Genomic DNA, 16,545 nt, shown 5'->3' on the forward strand with positions numbered 1-16,545 from the left:
GCATTCCGAGCAGTGACGTCCCTTCGTTCCCACATCGCTACCGCCGTGGAGGAGAAAGAGAGCTACGTTCTCGTTCGTGGAATCCCGCTGCCACGCTGCGATCAGCCACGCCGCGGCGACTCGAGTTCGATGTCCGCAGCCTCGAGCAGGTCAGCGACCTCCTCGCGTTTCTCCTGGTGATCCTGCAAAAAGTCCTTCATGAGGTGGGCGGCCTGCTCCTTGCAGTCGCCACAGAGGCGCTCGCCACCGACGCACTCGTCGTAGACCCGTTTCGCGAACTCGTCGTCGTCGCCGGCGAGCAGGTAGGCGTAGAGTTCGTAGACGGGACACTCGTCGGCTCTCCCGCCTAACTCGCGCTGTTTCTCCGCGGTTTCCCGTCCACCCGTGGTCGCCGCCTTCACCTTGTCGTAACCGTCTTCGGGGTCGTCCAGCAGCGAGATGTGGCTGGCCGGAATCGAGGAGGACATCTTCCCGCCGGTGAGCCCGGTCATGAACCGGTGGTAGATGGACGATGGCGGCCGGAAGCCGTAGCCGTCGTAAGCGAGTTCGATCGTGCGGGCGATTTCGGCGGCCTCGTCGTGATCCAGGCCGAAGGCGTCGACGTGTTCGTCGAAGACCCGTTTCTCGCCCTCGACCGTGTCGATCAGCGCCTCGAAGGCCTCGTCGGTCGCCCGGCGGTTCAGGAATCGCGTTCGGGGACGGAGGGGTTCCATGCCGGCATTCTCGAGTTTCGATGTGGTGCGCTCGAGGGCGTCGTCCGTGACAGTCTCGAGATCGAGTTCTGGGCCAACCTCACTGTCGGCGGACGAGAGCCACTCGGCAGCCTCCACACACCGCGGCTGGTCGGGATCGTCCGCGTATGACTCCCGGGCGTCGTAGGCCGCGCCGATGACTTCGAGTTCGTCCTCGGTCGCCTCGAAACTCGCATACGCCGTCGTCACGCCGAAGTAGCGCATCCTGGAGGCGAGGTCGCGCGCCAGCCTGACGTGGGGGTCCTGGTCGGGGCCGACGGGGATCACCGTGGGCTTTGGCCCCTCGAGCTGAGGGTAGAGGATGTCGGCCATCTGCGTGACGACCGACTGCATGTGCGAGACGTCGGTCTCACCGTCGAAGCCGTAGATGGCCCCGAGTTCGGAGAAGTTGGCCTCGATCCCCAGTTCGAACGCGAGGTCCTGGACGTCGCGTTCGGTCGATTGGCGGTAGACGGTTCCGTCCTCGAGGTCGAACCCCAGCGCCAGCAGCGAGAGGAGGTAGTCCCGGGCGTGTTCGTCGATCTCGTCCCAGGTGAGTCCGCGGGCGGCGTGGGCCTCGAGGTCGGCGATCAACGCGTAGGCGTCTCCGCCCTGCTGTTGGTGCCAGATGATCTCGTCGAAGACGAGTTTGTGTCCGATGTGGGGGTCGCCGGTCGGCATGAACCCCGAGAGGACGGCGAAGGGGTCGCCCTCGCGCATAGCCTCGAGGACCGGTCGGTAGTCGCGGTGACCGAAGATGACGCCCCGGCGCATCAGGTAGTGAGGGTGAGGCAGGTCCGCGAGGAGGTCGTCGAACTCCTCAATGCCGAACTCCTCGAACAGTTTTCGGTAGTCGGAGACGCTCGAGGATCCCCAGGGGTCGAGGGCGACCTCGTCAGCGCCAGCGGCCCCTCCGTCAGTCAGCGGTTCCTCGGTGGCCTCGGCGGCCTCGGCGGCCTCGAAATTGTCCGTGCCCATACCGGTCATTGTCCCGGATTCGCCGCCCGGCGCGCAAAAACCTTCGCTTCCGTGGTGTCCCCATTTCGAGTGCCGTCGCTCGCCGGTCAATGCGGTTCGTCCAGTTCGCCCCCATCGTCCGCCGCCTGCGTCCGAAACTCCAGACGAAAGCCGCTCTCGGCGTGCTGGCTCATGCCCGCCTCGACCGTCCAGCCGTGGGCGTTCGCGATTCGCCGGACGATCGAGAGGCCGAGCCCCGTTCCGTTCTGGGTGCCCGAGTGACCGTATTCAAAGAGCACATCGAGGTCGTCCTCGCCGACGTCGACGCCGATGCCGTCGTCTTCGACGTAAAAGCCGACGCCGGGAAGCGATCCGAGCCGCACCGTCACGCCTTCGCCGCCGTGGGTGACGGCGTTGCCGAAGACGTTCTCGAACAGTTCTCGAAGCGCTCCCGGCGTCGCCTCGACCGGATCCAGGTCGGCCGTCGCCTCGAGTTCGAGGGTCGCTTGCCCGGTGTCGACGGTCCCCCAGGCGCGCCCGGCGACGACGCCGACGGACACCCACTCGAGGTCGTCCTCGTCGACGTCCGAGCGGACGAGCGTCAGGACGTCGTCGATCAGGTCGTCCATCCGCTCGAGCGATTCGCCGATCGGTTCGACGTGGTCACTCGAGCAGTCGTCGGCGAGGAGGTCGAGGTGACCCGTCGCGACGGTCAGCGGATTCCGCAAGTCGTGGGAGACGATAGCGGCGAAGGCCCCGAGTCGGTCGTTGGCGCGCTCGAGGTCGTGCTCGCGCTCGGTTCGCCGAAACGCCGCGGCGGCGTGTTCGGCCAGAAACTCGACGAACCGACAGTCGTCGACGGAGATGGCTCCCGACTCCGGCGTTACGACGCTCATCACGCCGTACGAACCGAGCGGAACGATCACGCCGGCGGTCATCGGATGGCCCGGGTCGCCGAGAATGTCGCTCTCGTCGATCAACCGAAAGCTGGCGTTCTCGACGTCGGCAAGCGGGTCGTCTTCGGTTTCGGCGAACGCGGTCGTTCGACCCTCCCGAAAGGCCACGCCGGCGAGCGAATTCTCGAACGGGAGTGTTTCCGGAACCGCACCGTGGCCCTTCCGTTCGTCCGTCGTGGCCACGAGGTCGAACCGGCCCGTCCCATCGTCAGCAGCGAAGACGGCGGTCAGCGGCTGTTCGAGGACCGTACTCGCCGTCTCGACGGTCGTTTCGGCAATCTCGTCGGCCGTCGACGCTCGAAAGAGTCTCGGCGTCGCCGACTGCAGGGCGCGCAAAATCCGCATCCGGCGGTGTCGGTCGACCCGTTCACCAACGCAGTCCACCAGCGTCTCGGCCGCGTCCACCGCAACGGCGGCGGGCCGGTAGGACCCGTCCTCGAGCCACGTATCCGCGTCGCTGGCGTCGACGCAGCGAACGATCGAACACCGCGTCGCTTGCGCTCGAACTCGCTCGAGGAGGTCACGCCGACGACGCTCGTTCCCCACGTCAGCCTCGACGACGACGCAACCGATGGTTCCTGACTCGAGGGTCTCGATAGCGGACGAGAGCCGACGCTCGTGAGCGACCGGCGTGGATAGTCGAGACTCGAGCATCGTCGCGACCGCATCGAGATCGTCTCCGACGACGAGAACGCTCGGTGGACGTCCCCGATCCACTGTCATACGCTCATGTGGCATCGAGGCGGCAAATACGTTGGCGTGGAATCGACCGCTGAAACGGGCCTCGAAACCGAATTCGAACCCGGCTCGGTCAGGGGGTTAGCCGCTCGAGCGATCGCCACTCGATGTCGGCCTCGACGTCAGCGTCGGCGTCGCCTCCTGGACCGGCTTCGCCGACCAGCGCGAACACCATCGTCTTCCGGACGCCGTGGGCCAGCCGTACGTCGAGCGAGAGGTCTCGCGGCTCGAAGACGTGCTCTGCCGGCAGCACCCGGACCAGGAGTTCCGAGTGGCCGAGGTCGTCGACCGACTCGACGTTCGCGTAGGTCCGGAAGTCCGCGCCGAACTTGTAGCCCGTCTTGGGAACGACGCCGGCCTCGCGGAGCGTGGTGTAGACGGCCAGTCGCCGGTCGAATCGCTCGCCTTCGACCTCGCGACCGCGCTCGATTACCGCCGCCGGGTCGAGGTCGATCGCGCCCGCCGCCGCGAGGTGGGCGGCCTCGAGCAACGAACACTGCAGGGTCGGTCGGTCGTACTCCCGGCCCTCGAGGGGCTGGCCGTAGAACGTCCGCTCGTACAGATCGTGTGGAGGATCCCAGATGACGACGCGGTCGGCGAGCAGGTTAGCTTCCACATCCTGGGGTAGGGCCGTCTCGCTCGTTCCCGAAATCTCGGGCCGGCCGACGTCGAAGTAGGTAATCTCGCTCTCCTCGTCGACGACGGCGAGGGCGCCGCTCTCGAGGTCGCTCGCGGCTACGTCGGTTCGTTCGCCGACCACGCTCAGCGCGTACTCGATTTTCCCGTCTCTCGGCCCTTTCCCTCGGGGGAAGACGGCGAACTCGGCGCGGGGCGGGTCCGTCACCCACGGTTCGCGAGCGGGGGCAAGGTAGAACCCACGCGAGCGAAGGTCGGCGTAGACGAGGAATCGAACGCCGAAGTCGGGTTCTGGTCCCGGTTCACGGGCGAGGAACGAGCGGAACGACAGTCGCTCCTCGCCGTCGTTGACGGCCGCCAGGTCGCCCCGGTACAGCAGGTGGGCGGCCTCGACCGGCGCGAGGGCGATCTCGTTGCCCTCGAGCGGGTAGCCGTAGCCGCGCGAGTCGTGAAACCGCTGGCGGGCGTCGTTTCCGACGCGGACGACGTCGCCGTCGAATCGTCCCTCGAGTTCCATACCCGGTGGTGTCGGGCGGGCCACAAAGCCCCTGCGGATCCCGTCGTCGGTGCTTGTGGGTCACGTCGCCGGGCAGGCGTCTGTGCGGCGAGTCGTCAGTGCTCGGCCGTCACCGATCCCTCTTCGGCTGTCGCCTCGGACTCGAGCGTCCCCGCCCGAGCGCGGTCGCAGGTCGCGTCCAGGCAGCGAGTCCCGGTCGTGGTGTCGAACGTGGGGAGGCCACAGGCACACTCGCCGTCGACGACGCCCGTCGGGACGACGAACCCGGTGTCGCAGTCGGGGTAGTGCTCACAGCCAGCGATCAGACCGCCCCGCCGGAGGATCAGCAGGTCTCCCTCGCAGTTCGGACAGTCCCACTCGCGGTCGAACGCCTCGCGGACGGCGTCGTCGAGCGACTCACAGCCGCGGTCGAGGCAGACGTGGAACGCGAGGCCGCGCTCGACGCGCATGCGAGGGAGGCCACAGTCACAGCGGTCGTCGCGGAGGGTCGCATCCCGCGGTATGGCGTAGCGGTCGCCACAGCCGACGCAGTGGATGCCGTTCGACCGGACGAGGACGCCGGTGCAGTCGTCGCCTGGACACTCGCCCACGGGGGTGCCGGCGCTCGAGGCCGGATAGGTGGCGAAGCCGTCCTGGACGTGGGCGGCGACCCGAAGCGTCTGGGTGTCCTTCTTCGCGACGAGGGTGAACCCGTCCTCGCGGTCGCTCGAGACGCTGTCGGCGCGGGTGAGCCAGGCGACGGGCTGGTAGCCGTCGACGTCGTGGACGAGGACGGTGTTGTCGGGCTTGACGATGGTCGTGACGCGGCCGCGGTACTCCTCGCGGTCGGTTCCGTCGGCGATGACGGTGCAGTCACCGGCGAGTACGCGAATGCTGTCGTCGGGCATGGGTGGTCTGGCCGCGTGATGGTATATAAACTCTCGAGGCGGTGCGTTCCGGTTCTGGCGTCTCTCCTCGACGCTTGGGGAACGGCCCGCTTCGATTCGCGTCCCGTATTCGTGGTCGTGTCCGCGTCCGTGTTTGCGTTCATGTTCACGCTCCATGTTCGCGTTCGATGTGAGCGAAACGAGACTTTTTGACCCCGGTCGTGATACCGGTGGGTATGGGGGAGACGTACGATGCGGACTGGCTCCACCTCGCCGACGGGGAGGCCGTCGTCTGGGAGAGCCGGCCGCATCCGATCGACATGGGATGGAAACTGCCGATGGGCCTCGGATTGATGCTCATCGGGATCGTCGTCCTCGGCCTGTCGGCCGGGACCGAGTACGGCCTCGCGAGGGCGATCGGTCTGGCCGTCGGAGCCGTCGGCCTCGTCGTCGTCACCGCGACCTACCTTCGCTGGACGAGCACGCGCTACGTCCTCACCACGAGCCAACTGTACCGAAAACGTGGCATCCTCTCTCGGGACGTCACCCAGTTTCGGCTCGATCGCGTCCAGAACACGACCCTCGAGCAGGGCGTCCTGGAGCGATTTCTCGGCTACGGGCAGTTGACGGTCTACACGGCGGGGTCGGCCGACCCCGAACTCACGTTCACGCACGTGCCGAACCCCGAGCGGGCGGCCGGCCGATTGAGCGCCGAACTCGAGGGCGATACGGGTATCCAGCCGACGTGAGCGACGCGGTGAGGGAGGCGATCGCACACCCCCTCGCTGGCCGGGACAGAAACGCCTTTCACCGGGCACACCCCGTGTCCGAGTGATGGAGGTCGCCGAGGTTCTGCCCGACTTTGCCGACGCGTTCGCCTTCGAGGCGTTCAACGAGATGCAACGCGAGGCCCTCCCCGCGTTACTCGAGCGCGAGGAGAACGTGGTCGCGAGCGCGCCGACGGCGTCGGGGAAGACGGCCCTGGCCGAACTCGCGATCTGTAACGCGCTGGCCGAGGGAGGAACCGCCCTCTTTATCGCCCCGCTACGGGCGCTGACCAACGAGAAGGAGGCCGACTGGGACCGCTTCGAGTCCATGGACTACTCGGTGTACGTCGTCACCGGCGAACGCGACCTGAATCCGCGCCGGGCGAAGCACGCGGACATTCTCGTGATGACGCCCGAGAAGCTCGACTCCGCAACTCGAAAGCACGACTCTCCACGATACGACTTCGTGACGGACGTCGATGTCTGCGTGATCGACGAGGTCCACCTGCTCGACGCCGACCGGCGCGGATCGGTCCTCGAGGTGACCGTTTCGCGACTGCGTCGGCTCTGTGACCCCCGCGTCGTCGCCCTCTCGGCGACGATGCCGAACGTCGACGACGTGGCGGCCTGGCTCGACGCCCCACCGGCGTGTACGTTCGAGTTCGGTGACGAGTACCGCCCGGTCGACCTCAACGCGGGCGTCAAGACCTACACCCACGGCGAGAACTCCTTCGCCGACAAGTACCGTCGCCTCTACCGGGCGCTCGACCTCGCCGAACCTCACTTCCGGGAGGACGGTCAGGCGCTCGTATTCGTCGCCTCCCGCCAGGACACCGTCCAGGCGGCGAAGAAGGCCAGAGACGAGATCGGCGAGCGCGACGTGCCGATGGGGGCACGCGGCGACTACGACTTTCATACCGAGACCAAGCGCCTCGAGAACGACACCTTGCGAAACTCGGCGCTCGACGGCGTGGGCTTTCACCACGCAGGCCTCTCGAAGAACGACAAGGACCTGATCGAGGAGTGGTTCAAGGAGGGCAAGATCGAACTGCTGTTCTCGACGTCGACGCTCGCCTGGGGGGTCAACCTCCCAGCCCGCTGCGTCGTCATCCGCGATACGAAGTACCACGACCCGCTCGAGGGCGAGGTGGACATGAGCCCGCTCGACATCCTCCAGATGCTCGGGCGCGCGGGCCGACCCGGCTACGACGACGTCGGCTACGGCTGGGTCGTCTGCGACGGCGCCGAGGCGGACGACTACCGCCGACTCCTTCGAGAGGGGAAAGAGATCGAGTCCAGGCTGGCCGACAGCCTCCAGACCCACCTCAACGCCGAGATCGCGATGGGAACCATCACCGGCCTCGAGGACGTGATGGACTGGCTCGAGACCACTTTCTACTACGTTCGTGGCCAGTCGCGCCCGGAGTCCTACGACTTCCAGAACCTCCGACGGCGCGTTCGAGACTGCCTCGAGGAGCTGGTCGAGCAGGGCTTCGTCGAGACCGGGGAAGACCTGTCGGTCGAGGCGACCCCTCGCGGGGTGCTCGCCTCAACGTACTATCTGCGCCTGGAGACGGCCGTCGGCTTTGCGGAGCTGTGTGACGGGGCCGTGGGCACCGAGGGAGATGACGACTCCACCACCGCATCGGCGCCGGGAACGACACTCGAGGCCGACGACGTCCTCGAAGCCGTCGCCACGGCTGGCGAGTTCGACTCCGTCTCCGCCCGCCAGTCCGAGCGCGATGCGATCAACGCGGCACTCCTCGGCCAGGACACCGGCGACCTCGACGCCGGCCAGCGGAAGGTACTCGCCATCCTGCGAAGCGCTGCCAACGACGACAACACCCCACCGGACCTCCGGAGCGACGCCTGGGTGATTCGACAGAACGCGCTCCGCCTGCTCGCCGCCCTGCGCGCGTTCCTCGATCGGTTCGCGACGCCCCACGACGCCAACCTCGCTCGCCGACTCGAGGCGCGGATCGAGAACGGCGTCGCCGACAACGCAGCCGGCCTGACGGCCATCGACGGCGTCGCCTCCGGTCGGGCGAGCAAGCTCTCGAAGGAGGGACTCTCGACGCCCGGCGACGTCGTCGCAGCCGGCGTCTCGGGGCTCCGCGACGCGGGGCTGGGCGAGAGCATCGCCGAGCGCATCTACGAGGGCGCACAGACGCTCCCCGCGGTCGAACTCGAGTGGGGAGACTTTCCCGAGACCATCGGCGCAGGTGAGAACACCGTCCAGGAGGTCCGCATCCGAAACGTGGGCGAACCGGCCAGGGCGGGAATTCGCGTGACGGTCAACGACGTCGAGATGACCAGCACCAGCACGTACCTCCGCGACTCGGAAACGGTCCCGGTCGGCGTCTTCGGTGCGAACGCGGACGAACTCGAGTACACCGTCAGCGTCGCGTTCCCCGAAGAGCCGCTGCGGCCGCTCGAGGAGCGGCGGACAGTCGAGGTTCGTCGGTAGCGTCGGTCTGAGACGGCCCGTGAGCAGTTTTCGAGCGGGGTTCGGGGCGTCTCGGTCAGTTCGACGGTGGATAGCGAATCGTCCATCCGTGAGTGGAACGATGACCGCAATCTGAGCGAGTACGTCGTCTCCGCGACCATCGAGGCGCGAAAGCCGGTCCGGTGAGTCTTCAGATACCAAACCGACGCGCCGAACCGACGCGGCGAAAATCGAAAGCGGGGCGGCGATACCCTACGACTCCTCTTCGAGCCGATCGTGTCGCTCGTCGATCTCGTCCAGGATGTCGAGCGTCTTGCGGATCGAGGCGCGAATCGCGTCACTGCGGTTGACGAACTTCCCGTCGTCGCCGACGTGTTCGTCGAGGTCCTCGAGGAGTTCCTGGGGGATTTCGACGCTGATCTTTGGCATGTTCACCCATTTGGAGGCGGAGTTCTTAAGCGGTTTGACGGGTGCTTCGGCCAGGGGACAAACTGAGATGTGCTATCCGGTTTCCTGCTCGACAGGTTCGGGCGCCGATGTCGACCCGCCGCCGCCGAATAATCGCCCGCCACCGGTGAGCACGTAGAGGACGGCCAGTCCCAGCATGTAGGTCACTGCGAGCGGGATCGCCATCAGGAACATCGTCAGGATTCCCTTCGGACTCGCAAACGCAGCGACGGTGAAGATGCCGACGACGACCGGCCGCCAGCGCCGGAGCATCGTCCGGTAGCTGACGATACCGCCGACGTGGAACAGCGCCATCGTGACGATGATGTTGAAGAGGAAGCCGATCCCGACGGTCGTGTAGATCACGAGCCAGAAGAAGCTCTTGATCCGGTAGGAGACTTCCATATTGTTGGCGAGCGCGTCCGCGACCAGGTAGGAGATTACGGAGGGGGCGATCCAGAAGAACCCGAGGTAGGTCCCGGCGGCGAACCCGAGCGCGATCGTTCCGCCCCAGACGAGGAACACGCGCCGGTCGCCTCGGACCAGGCCGCGCTTTCTGGCCGCGGGCCAGGCGTAGTACAGCAACAGGGGAAGGACGGCCACGACGCCCGCGATGACGCTCACCTTCACGGCGAAGATCAGTACCTCGACGGGGTGAATCGCGACCACGAGATCGGTCTGCTCGAGGAACGTCTGCAGATCCATTCCGCTCGGATCGACGTCGTTCTCGACGGCGACTTCCTCCAGGACGGACTCGGGCATCCGGCTGAGGAACAGCTCCAGGACGTCGCCGACGCCGCCCTGGTAGAGCCAGAAGAACGTGCCGCCCATGACGAGCATGAACAGGCCGACCAGCCGGAACATCTTGGAGGTTAGACTGTTGAGGATGAACGCGAAGTCGTAGGCGTAGCCGCCGATGTCCTCCTCGGTCGTCTCGTCTTCGGTGAACGGATCGAGCATGCCGGCGGCCGTGCTCGAGAGGATGCCACCGCTGTCGTCGGTGTCGCCGGTGTCGTCGGTGTCGCCGCTTTCGCCTCCGGCTGATTCGCCGGGTGCCGTCGCCGACTCGTTGGCGTCGGCGGTTGCACCGTCGGCGTCAGCGTCCGCGTTCAGCGAATCGAACCGGTCGAGGATCGCCTGCGCCTTCACCTTGTCGTCGTCGTACATCGCCTCGCGGGCCTCCTCCATGGCCTCCTCCTCGGTCATCTTGAGGAAGACCTGCGGCGGGGCGCGCTCGATGGCGTCGGCCTCGAGCACCTGCAGATCGATTTCGGAGGGGTCCGTCGCCGTTCGAAGCGCCGATTCCCGGGGGTAGATCGGCCGCTGCAGGACCACGATCGTGTAGCCGATCAGCGCGACGAGTGCGACTCCGAGGCCGACGATCAGTCCCGCGGCGATCGTTCCGGTGAGGCCGTGTTCGGCCGGTAGGGTCTCGAGGATCGACCCGCCGCCGGGTCGAATTCGGGCGGGGAGGGCGGGGTAGATCTCCTCTTCGAGGGAGTCGAAGGCGCCGTAGCTGATGGCGAGACTCGAGAGTCCAGCGATCGTGAGAATGCCGAGGCCGAACTGGAGGACGCGGCGTTTGACGAGGCCGGTTCCGCTCTCGAGTTCGGCGGCCCCCTTCCGGCGGATGTTGGCGACGAGTTTCGCGAGGCCGAGGCTAAACACGTAGAGGATGACCATCGGGGCCGCCCACATGACGAGGGTAAACGGGTCGGGCGGCGAGAAGAGCGCGCCGAAGACCGTGATGGCGACGATGGCGTGGCGCCACTTGTCCCGGAAGGTCTCGTAGGGGACGATTTCGGTGTACGAGAGGGCACTCATGAACAGCGGAAGTTGCGCGGCCAGGCCGAACGAAATCGTAAGAAGCGCGATGAATTCGGTGAACTCGGTGATTCCGAAACTGGGATTGACCCCCATCGCGACGGCGTTTCCGGCGAGGAACCCGAACGCGTAGGGGAAGAACACCGCGTAGGCGTAGATCAATCCGACGACGAAGAGGACGAGCGAGAAGAGGACGAACGTAGCCAGATAGGCCGTCGAAATCGGGACGACACTCTCGACGCCGCGTTCTCGAAGTTTGTCGCGTGAGAAGTACAGCAGCGCCGGGATAGCCACGATGACGCCGACGATCATGCCGATTTTCGCCTGGAGCAAGATCACCTCGAACGGCGTCCGCGTGATGACCGTCGCCTGGTCGGCGACATTCGGCGACATCTCGGCTTTCGCCGTCGCTTTGAGAAAGTCCCAGATGTACAGTCGGAGCGCGTAGAACGATCCGATGAAGCCGATCACGAAGATGATAAAGACCTTCTGGAGGTTCGCCTGGGCACTCGAGAGCATCGCCCCGAGCGTGTCCCGTCCAGCATTTATCGTCCGGACGGTGTCCTCGTCGATAGCGCTCATTCGGTGTCCCAGGGTAGCTTATATGCAGTTATCAACTTTTCGAGTCAACGCTCGTGATGGACGCCCGTTTTCGGTCTCTCGGAGGCTGTTTCGGGTCGATGCTCTTCGACCGAATTCGCCTTGCTGGGGGGTCGGCGCCGTGGGCCAGGCCGGTCGGGACGATGACGACCGAAGGATCGTTTCGGCGCCCGATTGTGTCACCTTCCTCGACTCTCAATCCCGTGGCGTAAGAAAAAGGCCTATAACCGGGCGCCTATCTATATCCCGATAGATGTCGGACGAGTCGGATGCTGGGTCGGACACCGATGAGGCCGAGGAGCCGCGGGACTCGAGCGCCAAAGCCGCTACCGATCCCCGATCCGAAAACGACGTCGCCACGGCCGCGAGTGATCGCGATGGGGACGCAAACGACGGTGAGGACACCACCGCCGATGGCACCAATAGTGACGATACCTCCGGCGATGCCGACGGCGAGACCGACGAACCCTCGAGCGACGACACTGATGCGTCGAGCGACGACGACCCCAATACTCCGGACGCGGCCGACGACGAATCGACCGGACTCACGACTCACGGACGAACGGCCGACCAGGACGCGCCCAGCGGGTTCGAAGAGGTTCCGCTCGACGAACGCCCACAACTCGGTCCGAAGGGATGGAGCCGTTCGAACGAGGAGGATTCGGGTACTGGTGGCGATGACGAGGCCGAGGCCGAAGCCAAATCCGATACCGAATTCGAATTCGGCCCCAGTCTCGAATCGTCCGAAGAGGACGAGGGAGACGAGGAGTCTGAGGACGATACAGACGTCGATGATGCCGATCTCGAAGGCGAAGACGAAGATGAAGACGAAGATGAGGTCGACGATATCGAAGGCGAAGACGACCCCGCCGGCGTCGGCACCAGTCCCGACCTCAGCCACCTCGAGGAACCCGCCCCCGAACCGCCGGGAGAGACCGACACCGACGCCGATGCGACCGCCAGCCCAGAAGCGAAGACCGACGGCCACGGCCACCACGACGGGGCGCGAGACCGCCAGGAGCCGAGCTATCCGGACCCCGACGACGACATCGGCGGCATCTCGACGCCACCGGACGACGAGGAGATGCCCCTGGCCGATCACATCGAGGAGATGGTCCTCCGGCTGGCCGTCGTCTTCCTCGTCGGTGCGGCCGCGACGTCCATCGCACTGTTGTGGTCCTCACAGGCCATCGGACTCATCTGGGAAAACGTCTTCCCCGGACCTGCCGCCGAGGTGCCGCCGCCGCACGTCTACGCCCCGCTCGAACTCTGGCTGACCCGGATCAAGGTCGCCGCGCTAGCGGGGATCATGGTCGCGATTCCGATGCTCGTCTACCAGGGCTACCTGTTCATGCGCCCGGGGCTGTACCCCAACGAGCGCAAGTACTACCTCGCGGCGGTGCCGACCAGCGTCGTCCTCGCCGGAATCGGGATGTTCGTCTCGTTCATCGTCGTGTTGCCGATCCTGTTCGAGTACTTCACGTTCTATTCAGAGGGGAGCGCCGACATCGCCTATGCCCTCGGCGAGACGTTCGGCCTCATAATCACGCTGACCGGCTTCCTCGCGATCGTCTTCCAGATTCCGTTGCTGATCATCCTCGCGGTCATGATGGGCGTGACAACCCGTCGGTGGCTGGCCGACAAACGGCTGTACTTCTGGGCGGCTTTCGCCGGCTTGTCGTTCATGTTCACCATCGACCCGACGCTGATGGCGCCGATCATCGTCGCGATCATCATGATCATCCTCTTCGAGGGGACCTTGCTCCTGCTCAAGTGGACCGGGCGGGAGTGACGGGGATCGGGATCGAGTTTTAGGTGTTGTTTTCCGTCCGAATCAAACCGCCTCGAGCGAGTCGATTGCTGTCGACGGCTCGAGTCCCGCGTCCGCCCGAAGCGTCTCGACGCTGATCTGGCTAAACTCCGCTCGTCGATGACACGGCAGACAGAGGGAGACGACGTTCTCGAGGACGTGAGCATCGGCCCGACTGACGCCGTCAGCCTCAGCGAACGCTCGAACCGGAATCAGATGGTGAACGTCCGGGTTGCGACCGAACTCGTCCTTCGTCGTTCCGCAATGGACGCACCGATGACATCCTCCGCGCCCTGAATGGCGCGGTTTCCTCCATGGGAGTCTCGGCTATGCCGATTCCCCGGAGGCAACATTCCCGTTGTGGTGGACGGTACTCGGGTCTGTGCGCTGCGCTTTGGGACTTTCGTGAGAGCATGGTGGCTCCGACCAGGTGTGGTCGTCCCACTCGAACCGCACGGGCCGTGCCATCGGCCTGACTGCCTGGTCTGTGTGCCGCTCTAGGAACGTTTCTGACGCTGTAAGGTCAGCGTGACCTTCGAACCCACACGGACAGGTGAGCGTGTCTTGATGCCGTGTCGTTCGATCCGTGCCGCCACACTGCGGGCATTCTTGACTCGTCCACGCTTCCGACCGAACTTCGATCACAATCCCGTACTCTTCGGCGGTACAGGCCAGTCGCTCGATGAACTGTTTGAACGCCCAGAAGTTGTGCGTCTTGGCGTTGGTTTCGACCGACCAGTGCGTGTCCAGCACGTCGGTCAACCCACCGATATACAGCGTATCCACACCATCTTCGTACAGGCGCTCCAGTAGGTCACGGCACAGTGATTCTTGAGCGTGATCGCGGCGACGAGTTCGTTTGCGGTACAGCCGCCGGATACGCTTGCTGCTGTATCGACCTCCCGGTAGCTTTGACTGCAACCGGGCGATTTCTCGTGTCGTCTCACGGAAGCGGTCGAACAGGTCCCGACCTTCGTACAGGTATTGCTCGCCGGTCGTTGTGGTACAGGCGACGAGATTATTTGCACCAATATCTAGAGCGGCCTTCTCAGAAGCCAGTGGAGTGTCCCGTGTATCGTCAGAAACAGCCACGGGTTGCGAAGCTCGGAAGGTGCTATCAGTCTCGTCGTACCACAAGTCCAACCGACCCTGTTTGTCGTAGTCGGGCCAGTTCGGGTTGCCAACAATTTCCAGTCGGAGCCGCCCGGTGTGGTTGTATCGGGTTTTCAACTCGCTTCCTACCAGGATCTCAAGTCGGGAGCGGTCGCCCCATTTGGTGGTGTACGACGTGTTGCGAATGACGGTATGCAGTTTGCGTCCATCGTCTTTGTTACCCCAAACCCCGGTGGTTCAGGGTGTTCAGTGACCGATGTGTCCGGCTCGTCGTGATACTTCTTCTTGTTCTCGAAGAAGCCGCGCCACGCTTCGCTGTTCTTGCGAATCACTTGCTGGGCGGTGGATGCACCAAGTACGCCTTTGTATTTGCCTTCGAGTTGGCCTGTATCGGCGTCCCAAACATCACCATCGAAGCCGTCCTCATCGTTGTACCGCATGAGGCGTTCGTAGTTGACTTCGTTCCAGAGAGCGGCGGAAGCGTCCAACAGATCCCGTAGCAGTTGCTCTCCACTACCGGAGAGCGGTCGCACAGCGAACGTGTTGGCCCGCTTCATCGCTCATTCCACCAGACGTTATCGGCTGTTGTAAAGACGATCCACCCGCGCTGAAAGTGAAAGTGCTCGGGTGTGAGACTCGGGCTGGCAGTAACGTGACGGAGCGGAAACGGAGTGTACGCGATTCACGCCCGCCGTGAACGTGGGACTCTCTCGCTGTTAAAAGGTAGCCGTTCGCCGTGTACAGAGCTGTGGTGAACGCGGAGTCCACGTCTCGTTTCGAACTGTTTCCCACACGTCGGACACTCAGACATCGCCCGTTCTGGGCCTGTTTTCCTATATAAATTAGCGGGTTGCACCAGTCGTGACTACATGAGGTCCTGTCAATAATTTGATGTAGTCCGGGTGCGAAAATCGAATCCGCGTCTCAGCCTCCACAAGGCTGAAGGATAACCACTACCCCAACCCGGACACGCTTGCAAGCGCTTCTAGCCCGGTCAACTTCAAATACGTTACGACTCTCGAGGCACCGTGGGGATCTCTAGCGCGTTCTTACTTCGACAGTCGGCTGAATACTATATTATCTATAGCGTGATCGAATTTCCTTCTCTCCTCGCCGCGAACCATCCGAGCCGTTTTTGCCCGTGCCGCGAGTACTCCCACTAACGCGTGGCCATCACCGACAAGATCTACGTCAAGAACCACCGCCAGCTCAGCTCCCAGCTCGAGACAAACATCCCGAAGGGGGCGTTCAAGGGAGCGACGTTAGACGTGCTCTTCCAGGGCCAGGGACTCGAGAAACTCGACGACGCTACCCGCGACCGGGTGCTCGACTTCGCGACGGACTTCCTGGACTGCGACTGTGACAACAATCCCTACTGTGGCTGTCCCGAGCGGAAGTTCGTCCGCTACCTGCTCGAGTTGCGCGCTCAGGGGCTCGGTCCGGACGCCATCGTGGACGTGATGAGCGACGACTACATGGTCTACGCTTACTCCGGTGACGTCCTCTCATTTCTCGACAGCGGGGTACGGACGCTCGAGGCCGCGGAGGGGCTGGCTCGCGTCGAGGGCGACGACGAAGCCGAAGAAGAAATTCGGCGCGTGAAGCGGGAGTTATCACGGTAACTGCACGACCCCGTTCGCCGGGTTCGACGCTGGCTTCGGTGCTCGTCCGACGAGCTATCGAACCGTCGGCGAGTCGCCCGAGTCGTCGAGGTCGTCCAGCAGGAGGACCTCGTCTTCCTCGTCCTCGAGGCGGTCGCGCAGGTCGGTGACGTAGGACTTGTGCTCTTCGAGCTGTTCACGCAGGTGCTCGGCCTCGAGTTCGAGTCTCTCGTGCTCGCGAACGAAGCTCTTTGGCACCTCGACGGTGGGCGGGAACGACTGTTCGTTCTCACTTCGGGCCTCGAGTTCGTCCTCGGGGATGACGGCCACCTGCCCGTCGTGGTCGACCAGGAGATCGACGTAGTCCCGGAAGACGGCGGACAACGAGATGTCGCGCTCCTCGGCGATCTCCTGGAGGGCCGCGAAGGCGTCCTCGTTCACCCGGAACGAGATGGTCTTGTTCTTGTTGCCCATGTCGGTATCGGTGACCTATCGTCGCGCGAGGCACTTAACCGTTTGTCAGACGACCGGTTACG

12 protein-coding genes and 1 pseudogene are annotated in these 16,545 nt (G+C 64.6%); 4 read left to right on the forward strand and 9 right to left on the reverse strand.

The genetic code is table 11. The features are described 5' to 3' along the window. Positions 1-101: 101 nt before the first annotated feature. The 4 genes from NGM15_RS13220 to NGM15_RS13235 form a co-directional block, all read right to left on the reverse strand. On the reverse strand, positions 102-1,718 hold the full coding sequence (locus NGM15_RS13220) for a tryptophan--tRNA ligase (protein WP_425494448.1): 1,617 nt from the start codon (positions 1,716-1,718) through the stop codon (positions 102-104). A 77-nt stretch (positions 1,719-1,795) separates the two neighbouring features. Continuing rightward, on the reverse strand, positions 1,796-3,367 hold the full coding sequence (locus tag NGM15_RS13225; RefSeq protein WP_253431788.1) for a sensor histidine kinase: 1,572 nt from the start codon (positions 3,365-3,367) through the stop codon (positions 1,796-1,798). A gap of 88 nt (positions 3,368-3,455) precedes the next feature. After that, positions 3,456-4,535 (reverse strand): tRNA-intron lyase, encoded by a 1,080-nt coding sequence (gene endA, locus NGM15_RS13230; RefSeq protein ID WP_253431791.1) that lies wholly within the window; start codon positions 4,533-4,535, stop codon positions 3,456-3,458. A gap of 95 nt (positions 4,536-4,630) precedes the next feature. Then, positions 4,631-5,422: an endonuclease NucS gene (locus NGM15_RS13235; protein ID WP_253431794.1), complete on the reverse strand. Its 792-nt coding sequence runs from the start codon at positions 5,420-5,422 to the stop codon at positions 4,631-4,633. Positions 5,423-5,637: 215 nt separating this feature from the next. Between NGM15_RS13235 and NGM15_RS13240 the strand changes: the two genes are divergently transcribed. Both NGM15_RS13240 and NGM15_RS13245 read left to right on the forward strand, forming a co-directional pair. Continuing rightward, positions 5,638-6,150 (forward strand): PH domain-containing protein, encoded by a 513-nt coding sequence (locus tag NGM15_RS13240; protein ID WP_253431796.1) that lies wholly within the window; start codon positions 5,638-5,640, stop codon positions 6,148-6,150. 85 nt (positions 6,151-6,235) lie between these two features. Further along, positions 6,236-8,635, forward strand: a complete 2,400-nt coding sequence (locus tag NGM15_RS13245) for a DEAD/DEAH box helicase (RefSeq protein ID WP_253431799.1) — start codon at positions 6,236-6,238, stop codon at positions 8,633-8,635. 231 nt (positions 8,636-8,866) lie between these two features. Here NGM15_RS13245 and NGM15_RS13250 read toward each other — a convergent pair whose 3' ends face one another. Both NGM15_RS13250 and NGM15_RS13255 read right to left on the reverse strand, forming a co-directional pair. Then, a complete protein-coding gene (locus tag NGM15_RS13250; protein WP_253431802.1) occupies positions 8,867-9,043 on the reverse strand; it encodes a ribbon-helix-helix domain-containing protein in 177 nt (58 codons plus the stop codon). 72 nt (positions 9,044-9,115) lie between these two features. Then, the gene (locus tag NGM15_RS13255) at positions 9,116-11,467 is read right to left on the reverse strand and encodes a twin-arginine translocase subunit TatC (RefSeq protein WP_253431805.1); all 2,352 of its coding nucleotides are present in this window, start codon (positions 11,465-11,467) and stop codon (positions 9,116-9,118) included. Positions 11,468-12,332: 865 nt separating this feature from the next. Here NGM15_RS13255 and tatC point away from each other — a divergent pair. Continuing rightward, complete coding sequence (tatC, locus tag NGM15_RS13260) at positions 12,333-13,277, forward strand: twin-arginine translocase subunit TatC (RefSeq protein WP_253438082.1); 945 nt, start codon at positions 12,333-12,335, stop codon at positions 13,275-13,277. Positions 13,278-13,319: 42 nt separating this feature from the next. On the opposite strand, the gene NGM15_RS13265 is transcribed toward tatC, so the two are convergent. Both NGM15_RS13265 and NGM15_RS13270 read right to left on the reverse strand, forming a co-directional pair. After that, positions 13,320-13,511 (reverse strand): hypothetical protein, encoded by a 192-nt coding sequence (locus NGM15_RS13265; protein ID WP_311136463.1) that lies wholly within the window; start codon positions 13,509-13,511, stop codon positions 13,320-13,322. Between the two features lie 111 nt (positions 13,512-13,622). After that, positions 13,623-14,965, reverse strand: a pseudogene (locus NGM15_RS13270) (RNA-guided endonuclease InsQ/TnpB family protein). Positions 14,966-15,574: 609 nt separating this feature from the next. Here NGM15_RS13270 and NGM15_RS13275 point away from each other — a divergent pair. Then, positions 15,575-16,030, forward strand: coding sequence for a DUF5814 domain-containing protein (locus tag NGM15_RS13275; protein WP_253431808.1), 456 nt, complete (start codon positions 15,575-15,577; stop codon positions 16,028-16,030). 54 nt (positions 16,031-16,084) lie between these two features. Here NGM15_RS13275 and NGM15_RS13280 read toward each other — a convergent pair whose 3' ends face one another. Further along, positions 16,085-16,483, reverse strand: coding sequence for a DUF8146 domain-containing protein (locus NGM15_RS13280; protein WP_253431811.1), 399 nt, complete (start codon positions 16,481-16,483; stop codon positions 16,085-16,087). Between the last annotated feature and the right edge of the window lie 62 nt (positions 16,484-16,545).

Origin of the sequence: Natronosalvus halobius, from assembly GCF_024138145.1 — an archaeon.
GTDB classification, from domain to species: Archaea; Halobacteriota; Halobacteria; order Halobacteriales; family Natrialbaceae; genus Natronosalvus; species Natronosalvus halobius.